Annotated in this window: 15 protein-coding genes; 9 read left to right on the top strand and 6 right to left on the bottom strand. The window is 72.5% G+C overall.

Going from position 1 to position 16,301, the window contains the following annotated elements:
* Positions 1-171: 171 nt before the first annotated feature.
* Together ABT025_RS31665 and ABT025_RS31660 are read right to left on the bottom strand one after the other, a co-directional pair.
* Entirely contained in the window at positions 172-1,125 is a 954-nt protein-coding gene (locus ABT025_RS31665) for a DUF4862 family protein (RefSeq protein WP_351001938.1), read from the bottom strand.
* Positions 1,126-1,310: 185 nt separating this feature from the next.
* Positions 1,311-2,546 (bottom strand): eCIS core domain-containing protein, encoded by a 1,236-nt coding sequence (locus ABT025_RS31660; RefSeq protein ID WP_351001936.1) that lies wholly within the window; start codon positions 2,544-2,546, stop codon positions 1,311-1,313.
* Between the two features lie 290 nt (positions 2,547-2,836).
* On the opposite strand from ABT025_RS31660, the gene ABT025_RS31655 reads away from it, so the two are divergent.
* Positions 2,837-3,682, top strand: coding sequence for a helix-turn-helix domain-containing protein (locus tag ABT025_RS31655; RefSeq protein WP_351001934.1), 846 nt, complete (start codon positions 2,837-2,839; stop codon positions 3,680-3,682).
* Between the two features lie 2 nt (positions 3,683-3,684).
* Entirely contained in the window at positions 3,685-3,885 is a 201-nt protein-coding gene (locus ABT025_RS31650; RefSeq protein WP_351001932.1) for a DUF397 domain-containing protein, read from the top strand.
* A gap of 58 nt (positions 3,886-3,943) precedes the next feature.
* Here ABT025_RS31650 and ABT025_RS31645 read toward each other — a convergent pair whose 3' ends face one another.
* The 4 genes from ABT025_RS31645 to ABT025_RS31630 are packed head-to-tail and all read right to left on the bottom strand — an operon-like array spanning position 3,944 to position 7,681.
* A complete protein-coding gene (locus ABT025_RS31645; protein ID WP_351001930.1) occupies positions 3,944-5,101 on the bottom strand; it encodes an acetyl-CoA C-acetyltransferase in 1,158 nt (385 codons plus the stop codon).
* A 32-nt stretch (positions 5,102-5,133) separates the two neighbouring features.
* Positions 5,134-5,727: a TetR/AcrR family transcriptional regulator gene (locus ABT025_RS31640; protein ID WP_351001940.1), complete on the bottom strand. Its 594-nt coding sequence runs from the start codon at positions 5,725-5,727 to the stop codon at positions 5,134-5,136.
* Between the two features lie 5 nt (positions 5,728-5,732).
* Complete coding sequence (locus tag ABT025_RS31635) at positions 5,733-6,518, bottom strand: SDR family oxidoreductase (protein ID WP_351001928.1); 786 nt, start codon at positions 6,516-6,518, stop codon at positions 5,733-5,735.
* On the bottom strand, positions 6,515-7,681 hold the full coding sequence (locus ABT025_RS31630) for an acyl-CoA dehydrogenase family protein (protein ID WP_351001926.1): 1,167 nt from the start codon (positions 7,679-7,681) through the stop codon (positions 6,515-6,517). The genes ABT025_RS31635 and ABT025_RS31630 overlap by 4 nt, the downstream gene beginning before the upstream one ends.
* Before the next feature lie 46 nt (positions 7,682-7,727).
* Here ABT025_RS31630 and ABT025_RS31625 point away from each other — a divergent pair, with 46 nt between their 5' ends.
* The 7 genes from ABT025_RS31625 to ABT025_RS31595 all read left to right on the top strand — a co-directional run bounded on the left by ABT025_RS31625 (position 7,728) and on the right by ABT025_RS31595 (position 16,285).
* Positions 7,728-8,576 (top strand): enoyl-CoA hydratase, encoded by an 849-nt coding sequence (locus tag ABT025_RS31625; protein ID WP_351001924.1) that lies wholly within the window; start codon positions 7,728-7,730, stop codon positions 8,574-8,576.
* On the top strand, positions 8,576-9,751 hold the full coding sequence (locus tag ABT025_RS31620; protein ID WP_351001922.1) for an acyl-CoA dehydrogenase family protein: 1,176 nt from the start codon (positions 8,576-8,578) through the stop codon (positions 9,749-9,751). The genes ABT025_RS31625 and ABT025_RS31620 overlap by 1 nt, the downstream gene beginning before the upstream one ends.
* On the top strand, positions 9,751-10,746 hold the full coding sequence (locus ABT025_RS31615; RefSeq protein ID WP_351001920.1) for an acyl-CoA dehydrogenase family protein: 996 nt from the start codon (positions 9,751-9,753) through the stop codon (positions 10,744-10,746). Before ABT025_RS31620 ends, ABT025_RS31615 begins: the two co-directional genes overlap by 1 nt.
* Positions 10,743-11,816 carry an acyl-CoA dehydrogenase family protein gene (locus ABT025_RS31610; protein WP_351001918.1) on the top strand — a complete coding sequence of 358 codons (1,074 nt, stop codon included), beginning with the start codon at positions 10,743-10,745 and terminating at the stop codon, positions 11,814-11,816. The genes ABT025_RS31615 and ABT025_RS31610 overlap by 4 nt, the downstream gene beginning before the upstream one ends.
* A 34-nt stretch (positions 11,817-11,850) precedes the next feature.
* Positions 11,851-12,639 carry an SDR family oxidoreductase gene (locus ABT025_RS31605; RefSeq protein WP_351001916.1) on the top strand — a complete coding sequence of 263 codons (789 nt, stop codon included), beginning with the start codon at positions 11,851-11,853 and terminating at the stop codon, positions 12,637-12,639.
* Between the two features lie 338 nt (positions 12,640-12,977).
* A complete protein-coding gene (locus tag ABT025_RS31600; RefSeq protein ID WP_351001913.1) occupies positions 12,978-13,793 on the top strand; it encodes an ABC transporter ATP-binding protein in 816 nt (271 codons plus the stop codon).
* On the top strand, positions 13,790-16,285 hold the full coding sequence (locus ABT025_RS31595; protein ID WP_351001911.1) for an ABC transporter permease: 2,496 nt from the start codon (positions 13,790-13,792) through the stop codon (positions 16,283-16,285). Before ABT025_RS31600 ends, ABT025_RS31595 begins: the two co-directional genes overlap by 4 nt.
* The last annotated feature ends 16 nt before the right edge of the window (positions 16,286-16,301 follow it).

Raw genomic sequence — 16,301 nt, 5'->3', positions numbered from 1 at the left:
ACCCGATCCGCGCCCTGGAGGACCAGGACGAACCCGCGCTGCTGCGGGACCAGTTCCGCCAGCTCCTGCGCTACCGCGCCCTGCTCGCGTGCGTCCCACCGCCTCTTCTGACGCGTCGACGGCTGCCCGCACGTCGCCGAGTGCTGCCGGGCTCCGTCAGGCGCGGCGGACTCAGGGGCGCGCAGTGGCCCCGGCGGGCGCGACTCCACGCCCGGGCAGGAGCCGCATGACCCGGCCCACCATCGCGAGCCTCTCGTCGACCGTGGCAGCGCCGGGAACCTGGATCTTCGCCCCCGCGTAGGAGAGCGCGCCTTCGGCCGCGCGGAGGCAGCGGCGCACTTCATCGGCGTCCATGAGGGATGCGGGCTCGTCCTCGGTGAGAGGCAGATGCGCGTCGGCCCACGGCCCCCCGTACTCGTTGGCGTCCGGGCCCGCACCGGAGAACATGATGCCCTCCAGCAGGCCTTCGGAGGCGAGCCGGGTGATCTGGGCGAGCGGCCGGCCGGGGTCCTGCGCCTCGATCGCCGAACGGCCCCAGTTGACGGCGATGCCGATCCCCCCTTCGCGTGCGAGTGGGATCTCGTCCTCCAGCGCCAGGAACCGCTTCTCGCCCGGGACGGTCGGCGCGTACGCGTCGCAGTGCTCCAGCACGAGCCGGGTGGACCAGGTACCCGCGGCGGGTCCGCTCGCCGTGATCTCGTCGAGGGAGCGGGCGAACATCTCCGCTACGGCGGTCGTGGAGGGCGCGGTGTGGATGTGGAGGACGGAGACCGACTGCTCGCCGGTGAGCTGGTTCAACTCCTCGACGGCGGCGCGGGCCTCCCGGAGGAACCCGAGCGCCGCCTGCCGGCCGTCGGGGTCCGCGGAGGCGAGGCCGAAGGCATCCCAGGCGCCGACGCGCGCCATCGTGCCAGGGATCAGCGTGAGCACGGAACGGGTGAAGCGGCCGCGCAACTGTGCGGCCAGCCATGGAACGTCCTCCCCCAGCCCGTCGCGGTACGGGATCTCCAGCCCGTCGGCGATCTTCCGGTCGGCGAGTCCCTCGTAGAAGTGTTCCTGGTCGGCGCGCAGGGTGGGCAGGGCGGCATAGGCGCCTACGAGAGCGGCGGGCGGTTCGATGTTCATGGTGCCGCATTCTAGTTAAGGTCAGACATCAGATGTCTAGGTTCGGTGCGCACGGCTCGGCATTCCGAGCGTGGCCGCACGCGCAGGTGCCATCAGTCCGCAGGTCCCCGACCAGGGAGTTCACGGACACACGAGGGGCGCCCCGTCCTCGTTCCGGGGCGCCCCCATTTCGTGGCCATCCCGGTTCAGGCACCCGGGCACTGCACGGTGATCCCTGCCGCCCTCATGTCGTTGACGGCCCGGGTGGAAGCTTCCCGGGACGCATTGCTTCTGCCGTACAGGTGGTGGGCGATCACCGTGATGTCGAAGGTGTGGCCCATGTAGCCGTTTCTGGCGAACTCGCTGAGCCTCTCGGCGCAGCCTTCCGCGTCTGTCTTGGTCGTCGTTCCGTGGGTGCTGGAGCACGGACTCGCCGTGAGATCGATCAAGAGCGTGTGCGCCTGGCCGCCTGTCGCCAACGCCGCGCTGACCTGAGGTTTTCCATAAAGACCCCCCACGGCCGCATCGATTTCGTCGAGCAATTGATCTTCCGCGTGGTCCATGGGCGAGTATGCGGAGGTCTCGCTGCTGAACGTTCCGATGGGCGTCCCGTTGAGTGTCGCCTGCAAGGTCACCGTGAAGCCCGGATGGGCCGTGACCTCGTCTCCCTGCTCGTAGTGGACGCGCTGCACAGCGGTGGTGGTGGTCACGTCCGGGCGCCGGGCCGTTCTGTCCGCACGAGCGGATGCCGTCCGCTGGAGGGGGCTGGGCCCGCCCATCACCCGTCGGGCGTTGGTCACAGCTTCGCGTTCGTGGCGGTCGGAGGGGTCGGAGACCTTCAGCCCGGCGCCGTTGTCCGTACCTGCGACCGCGCCCTTGCTCTGTTGGATCACGTGCGTGAGCTCGTGCGCCAGGGTGTACCTGTCAGCGCCACCGTCACCGATGACGACATGGTTGCCCGAGGTATAGGCACGGGCGCCGACCTCGGCGGCCGATGTCCTGGCAGCGCTGTCGGTGTGAATGCGCACAGCGGAGAAGTCGGCCCCGAGCCGCGCTTCCATATCCGTGCGGGTGGCGTCGTCGAGAGGACGACCGGGGGCGCGCAGGACATCGTGAACGGCCGACCGCTGTACCGCCGGCTGTTCGGCCTGCTGGTGACCACAGCCCACACCGTGCTGGTGCTCCTCCTGCGTCCAGGGGTGGCCGGCCTGCCGCAGCCTCTGGATGACGGCGGCGTTGCCCACCGTGCTCTGCAGCACGGACAGCCCGGCAGGCGTTCTTCCACGCGGCGCCACGGTCCTCGCGGTGCCGGAGGAGCGTTTGTTCTCCCCGGGGGTCTTGGCTGCCTCGTTCGCGTGCATCGTTTCCTTTCCGGGCGCCAGGTAGAAATGGACGCCTGATGAAGTTTCGCAGCACCGCCGGAGCCTCCCGGCGCGGGTCACGTCCCGCAAGGCACCTCTGCCCAGACGCACTTGGTGTAAGCGTCGCAGACGAAGCACCCCCAACGGGCAGCGTGCGCCTCGACGAGCCCAGGCACAACTACCGTACGGGTCGGGGAGGTACGGGAGACGCGAGCGGCCCCCTCGCGTACATGTACGGGTCCTGTACGGGTCGCGGCCGTGTCCGGGGGCACACCCTCCCGTTGAACCTGTCCCCGTCGAGGCCGAACCGATGACCGTGGAGACGACGGGCGGGCGGAGGAAAAGCGGTGACGGAGAGGGGCGTGAGGACGGTGCCGGGGACGAAGAGCGGCGGTGCGGCGCAGGCGAGGGAGGACCAGGACCTGCCGGGCGTGTGGGTGGCCTATGGCGCCCTCCTCGGCCATCTGCGCAAACGGGCGGGGCTGACCCAGCCGGCGCTGGGCGCCGCCATCGGCTACTCGATGGAACAGGTCGCCTCGGTGGAGCAGGGGCGTCGGCCTGCGAAGGCAGCGTTCACCCGGGCTGCCGAGGAGGCTGTGGACGCAGGAGGCGTACTGGACGTGCTCCAGCCCGAGGTGGACCGCGCGAAGCTCCCCCGATTCTTCCGCAACTTCGCGGCCATCGAGGCGGCCGTGCTGAGCCGCTTCTCGTACGATCCGCTGCTGGTGCCGGGGCTGTTGCAGACGGAGGCGTACGCACGCGCGGTGTTCGCCGGGCACTGTCCGCCGTTCAGCGAGGAGACCGTGGATCAGCACACGGAGGCAAGGCTGGCGCGCCAGCTGCTGCTGACGCGGGATCCGATGGCGGAGCTGTCGTTCATCATCGGGGAGGAGGCGTTGCGAAACCCTGTGGGCGGCCCCGGGGTCGTCAGAGGGCAGTGGGAGCACCTGCTGGAGCTGGGCAGATTGCGCAACGTAGAGATTCAGGTCATGCCGACGGGTGTTGGCTTCCATGTCGGCCTCGACGGCGCATTCGTCCTGCTCGGGACAACGGACTTCCGGCGGCTGGGATACATCGAATCGCAGGAGGTCGGGTGCATCGTCAGCGAGCCGGCCGTCATCAGCGAGTTCGACTCCAGATATGGCAAGCTGCGTTCACAGGCACTGAATGGTCCGGAGTCTGCGCGGTTCATCGAACGGCTGGTGGGAGCGACATGATCATGGGGCACGGAACCGGGAACCCGGACGAACTGGGCTGGTTCAAGAGCAGCTACAGCGGATCGGGTGGCGGCGACTGCGTGGAGGTGGCCGTGGCCCGGAGCTCGGTCCACGTACGGGACTCCAAAGCCGCCGGCGACGGCCCCGCTCTGCGGGTCGGCCGAATGGAGTGGGCGGCGTTCGTGGCGCTCGCCCGGGGATGACGGCACACGCCGGACCGTCCCCGCGAAGCGGAGCCGGTCCGGCCGGCTGTCCCTTCCGTCAGAGCCGCTCGATGATGGTCACGTTGGCCTGACCACCGCCCTCGCACATGGTCTGCAGACCGTAGCGGCCGCCGGTGCGCTCCAGTTCGTGGAGCAGGGTCGTCATCAGCTTGGCGCCGGTGGCACCCAGCGGGTGGCCGAGCGCGATGGCGCCGCCGTTGACGTTGACCTTGTCGGGGTCGGCACCGGTCTCCTTCAGCCAGGCCAGGACGACCGGGGCGAACGCCTCGTTGATCTCGACCAGGTCCATGTCGTCGATGGACATCCCGGCCTTCTTCAGCGCGTACGCCGTGGCCGGAATGGGCGCCGACAGCATCCGGATCGGGTCCTCGCCGCGCACGGAGAGGTGGTGGATGCGGGCGCGCGGGGTGAGGCCGTGCTCGGCGACGGCCCGCTCGGAGGCGATGAGCAGCGCCGAGGCGCCGTCGGAGACCTGCGAGGAGACACCGGCGGTCAGCCGGCCGCCCTCGACGACGGGCTTGAGGCCGGCCATCTTCTCCAGCGAGGTGTCCCGGCGCGGCCCCTCGTCCACCGTGACGTCGCCGTACGCGACGGTCTCCCGGGCGAACCGGCCCTCGTCGATGGCGCGGGCGGCCCGCCGGTGCGAGCGGAGCGCGAAGTGCTCCATGTCCTCGCGGGAGATGCCCCACTTCTCCGCGATGAGTTCGGCACCGTGGAACTGGTTGACGGGCGCGTCCCCGTAGCGGGCGCGCCAGCCCTCGGAACCGGCGTACGGGCCGTCGGTCAGGCCCAGGGGTTCGGCGGCCTGGCGGCTGGCGTAGGCGATGGGGATCATCGACATGTTCTGGGTGCCGCCCGCGACGACCAGGTCCTGGGTGCCGGACATGACGCCCTGGGCGGCGAAGTGGACGGCCTGCTGGGAGGAGCCGCACTGCCGGTCGACGGTGGTGCCGGGCACCTCCTCGGGGAGACCCGCCGCGAGCCAGGCGGTGCGGGCGATGTCCCCGGCCTGGGGGCCGACGGTGTCCAGGCAGCCGAAGACGACGTCCTCCACCGCGGCCGGGTCGATCCCACTGCGCTCGACCAGGGCCTTGATGACATGGGCACCGAGGTCGGCGGGGTGGACGGCGGAGAGACCGCCCTTGCGCCGGCCGACCGGGGTGCGTACCGCTTCGACGATGTAGGCCTCGGCCATGACTGCTCCTTCGTAAGTGAGGTGAGGGTGTATCAGGTCCTGGTGGTGATGCCCGCGAGGACCATCGACAGGTACTGGCGGGCGATCTCCTCCGGGCTGTGGGTGCCGCCGGGGCGGTACCAGGAGGCGGCCACCCAGACGGTGTCGCGGACGAAGCGGTAGACCAGCCGGACGTCCAGGTCGCTGCGGAAGGCGTCCTCGGCCACTCCGCGTTCCAGCGTGCGCAGCCAGGCGTTCTCGAACTTCAGCTGGGAGTCGGCGAGATAGGCGAAGCGGGGCTGGGCGGACAGGTGCCTGGACTCCCGCTGGTAGATGGCCACCGCCGGGCCGTGCCGGTCGATCTGCCGGAAGGACTGGGTGACGAGCGCCCCGATGGCCTCGCGCGGCCCCAGTCCGGCGGCGAGGACCGTGTCGTAACCGGTCCACAGTTCGTCCAGGAAGGCCGAGAGGATCTCGTCGAGCATCGACTCCTTGGAGTCGAAGTGGTAGTAGAGGCTGCCCGCGAGCATCCCCGCCTCGTCCGCGATGCGGCGGACGGTGGTGGCGTTGTAGCCCTGGGCGGCGAACACCCCGGCAGCGGTCGCGAGGAGTTCGGCACGCCGCTCGGCGTTGGGGTTCGGGGTGATCGCGTTCACGCCCTCTGGCTGCTGACGGAGACGGTCTCCCCGGTCATGTACGAGGAGTAGCCGCTGGCCAGGAAGACGATGACGTTGGCGATCTCCCAGGGCTCGGCGTACCGGCCGAAGGCCTCGCGCTCGGTGAGTTCGGCGAGGAGTTCCGGTGTGGTGACCTTCGCCAGGTGCGGGTGCATCGCCAGGCTCGGGGCGACCGCGTTGACGCGTACGCCGAAGTCGGCCGCCTCCAGGGCGGCGCACCGGGTGAGGGCCATGACACCGGCCTTCGCGGCGGCGTAGTGGGCCTGGCCGCGTTGGGCGCGCCAGCCGATCACGGAGGCGTTGTTGACGACGATGCCGCCGGTGGCGCGGTCCTTGAAGTGGCGCAGGGCGCTGCGGGTGCAGCGGAAGGTGCCGTTCAGGGTGACGTCGAGGACCTTCGCCCACTGGTCGTCGGTCATGTCGACGAGGTCGGCGGTACCGCCGAGACCGGCGTTGTTGACCACGATGTCGAGACCGCCGTGGCGTTCCGCGGCGAGCGCGAAGAGGGCGTCGACCTGCTGCTGGTCGGTGACGTCACAGGGCAGTGCTGAGACGTTGTCGGCGCCGAACTCCTGCGCCAGGGCGGCGGCGCTCTCCTTCAGGCGGCGTTCGTGGGCGTCGCCGATGACGATCCGGGCGCCCTCCTCCAGGAACTTGCGCGCGGTCGCTCCGCCGATCCCGGCGCCCGCGGCGGCGGTGATCACCGCGGTGCGTCCGGCCAGGAGGGAGTGGCCCGGTACATAGGGCGGCTGCGGGGTCACGGGCGGATCTCCTTGGGCAGGCCGAGGACGCGCTCGGCGATGATGTTGCGCTGGATCTCGTTGGACCCGGCGTAGATGGTGTCGGAGCGGGAGAACAGGAACAGCCGCTGCCAGTCGTCGAGTTCATAAGGCGCCTCGGGGGCGGTCATGCCGCCTGCGCCCAGGACGCTCATGGCGAGTTCGCCGAGTTCCCGGTGCCAGGTGGCCCAGAAGATCTTCCCGATGGACGCCTCGGGGCCGGGTGCGCCGGCCGCGACGCCGTCGAGCATGCGCAGGGCGTTGCACCGGATGGTCTCCAGTCCCGTCCAGGCGCGGGCGAGCCGGTCGCGGATCAGCGGGTCGTCGGCGGCGCCGTTGCGCCGGGCCAGGCCGATCAGGGTTTCCAGCTCGCGCCGGAAGCCGACCTGCTGGCCGAGGGTGGAGACGCCGCGTTCGAAGCCCAGGGTGGCCATGGCGACCCGCCAGCCGTCGCCGGGTTCGCCGACGATGTGCGCGGCACGCGTGCGGGCGCCGTCGAAGAAGACCTCGTTGAACTCGGAGGTGCCGGTCAGCTGCTGGATGGGCCGTATCTCCACACCTGGCTGGTCGAGCGGGACCAGGAGGTAGGACAGTCCCGCGTGCCGGGTGGAGCCCGCCTCGGTGCGGGCGACGACGAAGCACCACTGGGCGTCGTGGGCGAGTGACGTCCAGACCTTCTGCCCGGTGACCACCCAGTCCTCGCCGTCCCGCTCGGCGCGGGTCCGTACGTTCGCCAGGTCGGAGCCGGCGTCCGGCTCGCTGTAGCCCTGACACCACAGCTCCTCGACGGCGACGATCGGCGGCAGGAAACGGGCCCGCTGCTCGGGTGTGCCGAAGGCCACCAGGGTCGGGCCGAGCAGTTGCTCCCCGATGTGGTTGACCCGCGCGGGGGCGTCGGCCAGGGCGTACTCCTCGTGGAAGGCGACCTGTTGCTCGATGGTCGCGCCCCGGCCCCCGTACTCCTCGGGCCAGCCCACACAGGTCCAGCCTTCGGCCGCCATGTGCCGTTCCCAGGCCAGCCGTTCGGCGAAGGCCTCGTGCTCACGTCCGGGTCCGCCGCGGCCTCGAAGGCCCGCGAAGGCACCGGTGAGATGGGCGGCCAGCCAGCCGCGGATCTCGGTGCGGAACTCCTCGACGCTGCTCATGGGGGTACGTTAATCTACCAAACACTTGTTAGGGAAGGAGGGGCCGATGTCTGCTGCCCATGACGAACCGGTGCGCTACGAGAAGCAGGGCCCGGTCGCGACGGTGACCATGAACCGGCCGGACTACCGCAACGCGCAGAACTCCGCGATGACCTACGCCCTGGACCGGGCGTTCTACCGCGCGGCCGACGACAGCGAGGTGAAGACCGTCGTCCTGGCCGGGGCGGGCAGGCACTTCTCCGCCGGCCATGACATCGGCACCCCGGAGCGGGACGCGCACCTGCCGTTCGAGCGCCGGGCGGGCCTGTGGTGGGACCACTCGGACAAGGAGGGCGCGGAGAGCCGCTTCGCCCGCGAGTCCGAGGTGTATCTGGGGATGTGCCGCCGCTGGCGGGAGCTGCCCAAACCCGTCATCGCGTCCGTACAGGGCGCGTGTGTGGCGGGCGGTCTGATGCTGGCCTGGGTGTGCGACCTGATCGTGGCCTCGGAGGACGCCTTCTTCGCCGATCCCGTGGTGCGGATGGGCATCCCCGGCGTCGAGTACTTCGCCCACCCGTGGGTGATGCCACCACGGATCGCCAAGGAGTTCCTCTTCACCGGCGACCGGATGAGCGCCCGGCGCGCGTACGAGGTCGGCATGGTCAACCGCGTCGTCCCCCGGGACGAACTGGCCGACCGCACCCAGGAACTGGCGCTGCGCATCGCGGAGATGCCGCGTATGGGCCTGGCCCTGACCAAGCGCGCGGTCAACCAGGCCGAGGACCTGCAGGGCATGCACACCGGCATGGATTCGGTGTTCGGCCTGCACCACCTGGCGCACGCGCACAACGCCGAGACCGCACCGGACGCGCTCGGCGGCATGGACATCCGGGCGATGAAGGAGGCGGGCGCCTGATGGACCTCGACTTCGACGCAGTCGACGAGGCGTTCCGTACCGAGGTACGCGACTGGCTGGCCGCTCACGTCCCGGCGGCTCCCCTGCCGTCCCTGGAGACGGCCGAGGGCTTCGCCGCCCACAGGGAGTGGGAGGCCACCCTCTCCGCCGACCGCTGGTCGGTGGTCTCCTGGCCCGAGGAGTTCGGCGGGCGCGGAGGCTCCCTGCTGCGCTGGATGGTCTTCGAGGAGGAGTACTACGCGGCCGGGGCTCCCGGCCGGGTCAGCCAGAACGGCATCAATCTGCTGGCCCCGACCCTCTTCGAGCACGGCACCGCCGAGCAGCGGGCCCGTGTCCTGCCCGCGATGGCACGCGGTGAGGTCATCTGGGCGCAGGCCTGGTCCGAACCGGAGTCCGGCTCGGACCTGGCCTCCCTGAAGTCGACGGCCGTACGGACCGGGGGCGGCTGGCTGATCAGCGGCCAGAAGACCTGGTCCTCCCGGGCAGCCTTCGCCGACCGGGCCTTCGGCCTGTTCCGCAGCGACCCGGACGCGGACCGGCCGCACCGGGGTCTGACCTATCTGATGTTCCCGCTGGACGCCGAGGGTGTCACCGTACGGCCCATCGGACGGCTCGACGGGAAGCCCGCCTTCGCCGAACTCTTCCTGGACGAGGTGTTCGTACCGGACGAGGACGTCATCGGCGAGCCCGGCCAGGGCTGGCGGGTCGCGATGAGCACCACCGGGAACGAGCGCGGGCTCACGCTGCGCAGCCCGGGCCGCTTCACGGCCGCCGCCGACCGCCTGACCGCCCTGTGGCGCGCGTACGGCGACCCGGCGGACACGGCGTTGCGCGACCGGGTCGCCGACGCGGTGATCGGGGCCCGCGCCTACCGGCTGTTCTCCTACGCCGGGGCCTCCAAGGTCCTGCACGGCGAGGGCGGACCCGCCGGGGCCGTCTCCAGCCTCAACAAGATCTACTGGTCCGAGCTCGACATCGCCCTGCACGAGACGGCACTCGACCTGCTCGGCCCCTACGGCGAACTGGCCGACCACGCAGCCGAATCCCCGGACCACGGCAGCTGGTCCGAGGGGTACACCTTCTCGCTGGCCGGTCCCGTCTACGCGGGCACCAACGAGATCCAGCGCGACATCATCGCCGAGCGGCTGCTCGGCCTGCCGAAGGGACGCCGCTGATGCGTTTCCTCCTGGACGCCGAGCAGCGGGACTTCGCCCGCTCACTCGACGGCCTGCTCACCTCCTGCGACACCCCGGCCGCGATACGGTCCTGGGCCGCCGGCGATCACGGCCCGGGAAGAGCCGTCTGGGCCCGGCTGGCCGAGGCCGGGGTGTTCGCGCTCGCGGTACCGGAGAAGTACGACGGATTCGGCCCACTGCCCCTCGAACTCGCCCTCGCCTTCGAGGCGCTGGGGCGCCACGCGGTCCCCGGACCGCTGGTCGAGACGGTCGCGGCGGCAGCCCTGCTGAACCGGCTCGGCGACGACGGCATCGCAGCCGACAGGCTGCCCGGCATCGCTTCGGGCACATCGGTCGCCTCGCTCCGGCTGACCTCGCTCGGCCCGTACGCCCTGGATGCCGACATGGCCGACGCCGTGTTCGTGGTGGACGGCGACACCCTGCGCCTCGCCGCCGGTCGGCCGGGCCCCGTGCAGCCCTCGGCCGACCCCGGACGGCGGCTGTCGCGGCCGTCGGACGGGCCGGCCCTCGCCCAGGGTCCCGCGGTGGCCGCCGCCGCCGCGTACGCGGCCGATGTGGCCGCACTCGTCACGGCGGCCCAGGCACTCGGGGTCGGCCGGACCCTGCTGGCCCGGACCGTCGAATACGTCACGCAGCGCACCCAGTTCGGGGTGGCGATCGGATCCTTCCAGGCGGTCAAGCACCGGCTGGCCGACACCCTGCTGGCCCTGGAGTTCGCCGAACCACTGGTGCACGGCGCCGCACTCGCGCTCGCCGCCGGCGACGACGGGGCGGGCCTCGACATCGCCGCGGCCAAGGTCACGGCGGGCGAGGCCGCGTACGGGGCGGCGCGCACGGCCCTCCAGTTGCACGGCGCCGTGGGCTACACCGACGAACTCGACCTGTCCCTGTGGATCCGCAAGGCCCGGCCGCTGCGCGACGCGTGGGGCACCCCGGCCGCCTGCCGGGCCCGCGTCATGGGAGCGGCCCGATGAGGCTCACGCAGGAACAGGGCGAGCTGCGATCGGCCGTACGGTCGCTGCTGACGCAGCATCAAGCCACTTCCGGCTGGGTGCCGTTGACCGAGCAGATCGGAGCGGCCGGTCTGGCCGTGCCCGAGGCGTACGGCGGGGCGGGCGGCGGCGCCCGCGACATGCATGTGCTGATGGAGGAGCTGGGCCGGAGCCTGAGCCCGCTGCCGTGTCTGGGCTCCGCGGTGCTCACGACGGGGGCATTGCTGGCCTCCGGTGACAAGGAGGCGTGCGGACGGCTGCTGCCGGGCCTCGCCGACGGCACCTCGGTGGGCGCCCTGGCCTGGGCCGAGCAGGGTTCCTGGGACCAGCAGGCGATACGCGCCGCGGCGGTCCCGGGGCCCGGTGGCGGCCATCTGATCACCGGCACCAAGGAGTACGTGCTGGACTGGCCTGGCGTCGACGTCCTGCTCGTCGCGGCCCGTACGCCACACGGGGTGTCGCTCTTCGAGGTGGCGCCCGACGCCGCCGGGGTGCGGCGGGAGCCCCTCGTGACCATGGACGAGACCCGGGCCCAGGCCCGGTGGGTGCTCGACGGCGCCGAGGGACACCTGCTGGGCGTGGACGGCGACGGCGGGCGGTACCTGGAGCACGTGCGGGATCTGGCGTGCACGGCACTCGCCGCGGAACAGGTGGGCGCAGCCGAGCGCTGCCTGGAGCTCACCGTCGAGTACGCCGGGGCCCGGGTCCAGTTCGGGCGGCCCATCGGCTCGTTCCAGGCGGTCAAGCACCGGCTGGCGGACGCCTACGTCCTGGTGGAGTCGGCGCGTTCGGTGGCGCTGGGCGCGGCGTTCACCGCCGACGAGGACCCGGCCGCGCTGCCGCGGGCCGCCGCCGTCGCAAAGTCCGTCTGCTCCGAGGCGTTCTCGGCGGTGGCCGGCGAGATGATCCAGCTGCACGGCGGGATCGGGATCACCTGGGAGCACGACGCACACCGCTACTTCAAGCGGGCACACGGGGCGGGCGAGCTGTTCGGGCCGCCTGCCCACCATCGGGCCCGGCTCGCCGCCGGGCTCGGTCTGACCGCCCACTGAGCAGTTCCAGCAGACGGAGAGAAGGGCGCAACCCATGGACATCGACCACCCGTTGGACTTCACGGGGCACGTGGTGCTGGTCACCGGCGGCACCAAGGGCATCGGCGCCGCCATCGCCGCGGCGTTCCTCGGGGCCGGGGCGGACGTGGTGGTCTGCGGCCGCAACACCCCGGAGACTCTGCCCGCGGCCGGTGGCCGCCGGGCCGTCTTCGTCGCCGCCGATGTGCGCGATCCGGCGGCGGCGTCCTCGCTGGTGGACGCCGCCGTGGAACGCTTCGGCCGGCTCGACGTACTCGTCAACAACGCGGGCGGCTCCCCGGACGCCGACGCGGCCACCGTCTCCCCGCGTTTCGTGGAGAAGATCGTCGCGCTCAACCTCCTCGCGCCGTTCTACGCGGCGCAGGCGGCCCACCGCGTCATGCGGGACCAGGACGGCGGCGGTTCGGTCATCAACATCGGCAGTGTCTCCGGCCAGGACCCGCAGCCCGGCACGGCGGCCTACACGGCCGCCAAGGCCGGGCTGCTGGCCCTCACCAAGGCGCTGGCCCTGGAGTGGGCACCGGCAGTCCGGGTCAACCACATCACCACGGGGCTGATCCGCACCGAGAGTGCGGCGTCGGTCTACGGTGCGGACGGCGGGGCGGCGGTGGCGGGCGTCATCCCGATGGCACGGATGGCCGTGCCGGGGGACGTCGCCCGCGCCTGCCTGTTCCTCGCGGGCGGCCTGTCCGCGTACATCAACGGGGCAGACCTCGCGGTGCACGGCGGAGGCGAGTTCCCCGCCCGCTATCTGGCGGCGAAAGCGGCCGGCGAGCCGGGGTGAGCAGCGCGGGGACGCGCGACGTCCGTCCCGGACGGGACGGACGTACGGCGGCGGCCCGCGTGCCGCGCGGCCCCGGGCGGCGTGACTGCGGCAGCCGGACGGGAGCGGATCGCCGCCGTCCGGCACCGCCGGCTGTTCTTCGTCCAGATGCGCTCCAGGGCCGCCGAAGCCCTCGGCGCGGTGGGGCGGAGGACGGCGCGAGCCCACCGGGGGCCACCGCCGCCCGCCCCCGGACTCGGGTTATCCCCACCCCGGATCCGCCAGCAGCCGCCATGGTCCCTCCGCACCGTGATCCGTAGCGTCGAATCATCGGCTCGGAAGATCGCGGAAGGACGGACATGAGGCTGCGCGGCGGCAAACGACAGCAGACGGACGACCGGCCGGAGGCCCGGGGCGCATCCGGATTCGCCGTCGAACTGCGCGGCGTCCGGCGGCAGTACGGACGTGGCGCCGGCACCGTGCACGCCCTCGCAGGCATCGATCTCGCCCTGCCACGCGGCACGTTCACGGCTGTCATGGGACCGTCGGGCTCCGGCAAGTCCACGTTCCTGCAGTGCGCCGCCGGCCTCGACCGGCCGTCGGCCGGCTCCGTGCGCCTCGGTGGTACGGAGATCACCGGCATGCGCGAGAACCAGCTCACCGAGCTGCGCCGCAGCCGCCTCGGCTTCGTCTTCCAGGCCTTCAACCTGCTGCCCTCCCTCACCGTGGAACAGAACGTGCTGCTCCCGATGCGCCTCGCCGGGCAGCGCCAGGACCGCAGCCGGGCGGAGGCGGTCCTCACGCAGGTCGGCCTCACCGGCAAGGCGAAACGCCGGCCCGGTGAGCTCTCCGGCGGCCAGCAACAGCGCGTGGCCATCGCCCGCGCCCTGGTCACCGCCCCGGACGTGATCTTCGCCGACGAGCCCACCGGCGCCCTCGACACCGTCACCGCAGGCGAGGTCCTCAGCCTGCTCCGGCACGCGGTGGATGCCCTCGGCGCCACCGTCGTCATGGTCACCCATGACCCGGCCGCGGCCGCCTGGGCCGACCGCGTGCTGTTCCTCGCGGACGGCGCCTTCGCCGGCGGCCTCGACCGGGGCTCGGCGCAGCAGATCGCGGCGCGCATGGCCGGCCTCTCCTCCCGTACGGGCACGATGGCGGGGGCCGTGGCATGAGGCCCAACGGTCTCGCCCGCGCGGCCGTGCGCTTCGGACCCGCGTCGTTCGCCGGCACCTTCGTCGCGCTGATGATGGCGGCACTGATCGTCTCGGCCTGCGGCATCCTCCTGGAGACGGGCGCCCGCGCGTCGGTGCCGGCCCAGCGGTACGCGAAGGCACCCGTCATCGCGGCGGCGGACCAGTACGCCCGCCTCGTCACGGGCAGCGGCGACAGCCGCTCCGAGTCGGCGGACCTGCTGCCGGACACCGCGCGCGTGGATGTCGCGCTGGCCGGCAGGGCGGCCCGCGCACCCGGCACAGAGGCTGCGGTGCCGGACTTCACGTTCCCGGTGCGTCGGGGCGACGGCGCGCTCACGGGCCACGGCTGGGGATCGCACGCCTTCACCGGCGCCGCGCTCACCTCCGGCACCGCTCCCCGTACCGGCGAGGTCGTGCTCGACGCCGCCGCCGCACGGGACGCGAAGGCAGGTGTCGGCGACACCGTCACGCTCGAAACCGCCACCGGGCGCGCCGGTTTCCGCGTCTCCGGGCTGGCGGAGGCCGGAGCCGGCGACGCCCCGGAGGGCGCCACCGGCTGGTTCACCGACGCCCAGTCCCCCGTGCTCGCCGGGCATCCCGGCAAGGCCGACGCCATCGCCGTACTCGCGAAGGGCGGGGCGTCCCCCGAAGACACCGCGGCCCTCGCCGCCGGCGTGCAGAAGGCCCTCGCCGGCTCCGGTGCCGAGGTACACACCGGCGACGACCGCGGCGCCGTCGAGGACCGCGGGCTCGGATACGCCAGGGAAATGCTCACCGGGCTCGGCGGCTCCTTCGGCGGGATCGCCACATTGGTCGCCGTCTTCACGGCGTCCGGCACGGTCGCGCTGTCCGTCGCCCAGCGCGCCCGCGAGTTCGCGCTGCTGCGCGCCGTCGGCGCCACTCCGCGGCAGATCCGCCGCGCGGTCGCCTCCGAGGCGCTGCTCGTCGCGCCGCTCGCCGGGCTGGTCGGCTGTCTGCCCGGGATCGGTCTCGCGCACTGGTGGTTCGGTCAGTTGAAGGATCGCGGGGCCGTCCCGGCCCTCGTGGACCTGCACGTCTCCTGGATCCCGCTGGTGGCCGCCGTCGGCACGGGGCTGCTGACCGCGCTCGTCGCCGGCTGGTCGGCCGGGCGCCGGCCCGCGAGGATCAAGCCGGGGCAGGCGCTCACCGAGGCCTCGGTGGAGCGGCTGCGACCAGGTGTGGTCCGTACCGTGCTCGGCCTGGCCGCCCTCGCGGGCGGCGGGTTCCTCACCGGCGTCGCCGCGCGTTCCGCCGGGGACGACGCGGCCAACGCCGCCCTGGGCGTCGTCATGCTGTTCATGCTCGCCGTCGCGTTGCTCGGCCCGCTGGTGGCGCGGCTGTGCGCGCTGCTGTTCGGGGTCGCGCTGCACCGCCGCGGCCCCGCGGCCGAGCTCGCAGCCGCCAACTCCCGTACGAACGCCCGCCGGCTGGCCTCCGCGATCACCCCGATCGTGCTCGCCATGGCCTTCGCCTCGACGCTCGTCTTCATGCACACGAGCGAGAGCCATGTCGCCGCGCATCAGCTGCGCGCCGGCATCACCGCCGATCACGTCGTCACACATCCCGCCGGGCTGCCCACCGACGCCCTCGACCGGGCCGCCCGCGCACCCGGCGTCGAAGCGGCCGTGGGCCTGCTCGACACGCAGGTGCTCGTGCCCGTCGGGTCGGGAGGCGACCGGTGGCTGCAGAGCTCGGCGGCCCAGGGAATCACCGGCACCGGTGCACAGCTCCAACAGGTGCAGGACCTCGACGTACGCAGCGGCCGCCTGGACCGGATCGGCGAGGGCCGGATCGCGATCGACAGGACGCTGGCCACCTCCGCGAAGGCCGAGGTCGGCGACAAGCTGCCGATGTACCTCCCGGACGGCACCAGGACCAGCCCCGAGATCGTCGCCGTGTACGGCCGCGGGCTCGGCCTCGCGACCGTGACCATGGACCGTGCGTCGCTGGCCGGCCACGTCACCGAGGGCTTCGACAGCATGCTGCTGGTCCGGGGCGGGGAAGCGCAGGCCCTCGCCCCGCTGGGCGTGGTCACCGACGCCTCCGGCTACGCGGTCGGACGGACCACCGACCGCGAACTCAACGCCTGGGCCAACTACACGATGGCCGGGGTCCTGGGCGGCTTCGCCGCCGTCGCCGCCGCCAACACCCTCGTGATGACCGTCCTCGACCGGCGCCGCGAGCTCGGCGTGCTCCGCCTCGTCGGCGCCACCAGGCGCCAGGTGATGGACATGCTGCGCTGGGAAGGCCTCCTGGTGGCGGTGGCCGGCATCGTCCTGGGCACGGCAATCGCCGCGGCCACGCTGATCCCGATGACGCGCGGCCTGACCGGCGAGTCCCCGTACGTGCCCCCGCTCGTGTACGGGTCCTTCGCCGCGGCCGCGGTGGGGCTCGCCCTGCTCGCCGTCACCCTCCCGGCGCGCGCGGCGCTCCGCGAGCGCAAGGGCTGACGTCCTGCGGCCGCGA

This window comes from Streptomyces sp. NPDC002809 (assembly GCF_040295435.1).
Classification (GTDB): Bacteria; Actinomycetota; Actinomycetes; order Streptomycetales; family Streptomycetaceae; genus Streptomyces.
The sequence above is the reverse complement of the archived record's forward strand: the minus strand, read 5'-3'. Positions and strand labels throughout refer to the sequence as shown.

What these genes read in the sequence shown, in the direction of transcription:
- ABT025_RS31595 (WP_351001911.1), top strand. Translation starts at nt 13,790, where the DNA reads ATGAGGCCCAACGGTCTCGCCCGCGCGGCCGTGCGCTTCGGACCCGCG.
- ABT025_RS31620 (WP_351001922.1), top strand. Translation starts at nt 8,576, where the DNA reads ATGGACCTCGACTTCGACGCAGTCGACGAGGCGTTCCGTACCGAGGTA.
- ABT025_RS31605 (WP_351001916.1), top strand. Translation starts at nt 11,851, where the DNA reads ATGGACATCGACCACCCGTTGGACTTCACGGGGCACGTGGTGCTGGTC.
- ABT025_RS31625 (WP_351001924.1), top strand. Translation starts at nt 7,728, where the DNA reads ATGTCTGCTGCCCATGACGAACCGGTGCGCTACGAGAAGCAGGGCCCG.
- ABT025_RS31645 (WP_351001930.1), bottom strand. Translation starts at nt 5,101, where the DNA reads ATGGCCGAGGCCTACATCGTCGAAGCGGTACGCACCCCGGTCGGCCGG.
- ABT025_RS31600 (WP_351001913.1), top strand. Translation starts at nt 12,978, where the DNA reads ATGAGGCTGCGCGGCGGCAAACGACAGCAGACGGACGACCGGCCGGAG.
- ABT025_RS31630 (WP_351001926.1), bottom strand. Translation starts at nt 7,681, where the DNA reads ATGAGCAGCGTCGAGGAGTTCCGCACCGAGATCCGCGGCTGGCTGGCC.
- ABT025_RS31650 (WP_351001932.1), top strand. Translation starts at nt 3,685, where the DNA reads ATGGGGCACGGAACCGGGAACCCGGACGAACTGGGCTGGTTCAAGAGC.
- ABT025_RS31610 (WP_351001918.1), top strand. Translation starts at nt 10,743, where the DNA reads ATGAGGCTCACGCAGGAACAGGGCGAGCTGCGATCGGCCGTACGGTCG.
- ABT025_RS31615 (WP_351001920.1), top strand. Translation starts at nt 9,751, where the DNA reads ATGCGTTTCCTCCTGGACGCCGAGCAGCGGGACTTCGCCCGCTCACTC.
- ABT025_RS31665 (WP_351001938.1), bottom strand. Translation starts at nt 1,125, where the DNA reads ATGAACATCGAACCGCCCGCCGCTCTCGTAGGCGCCTATGCCGCCCTG.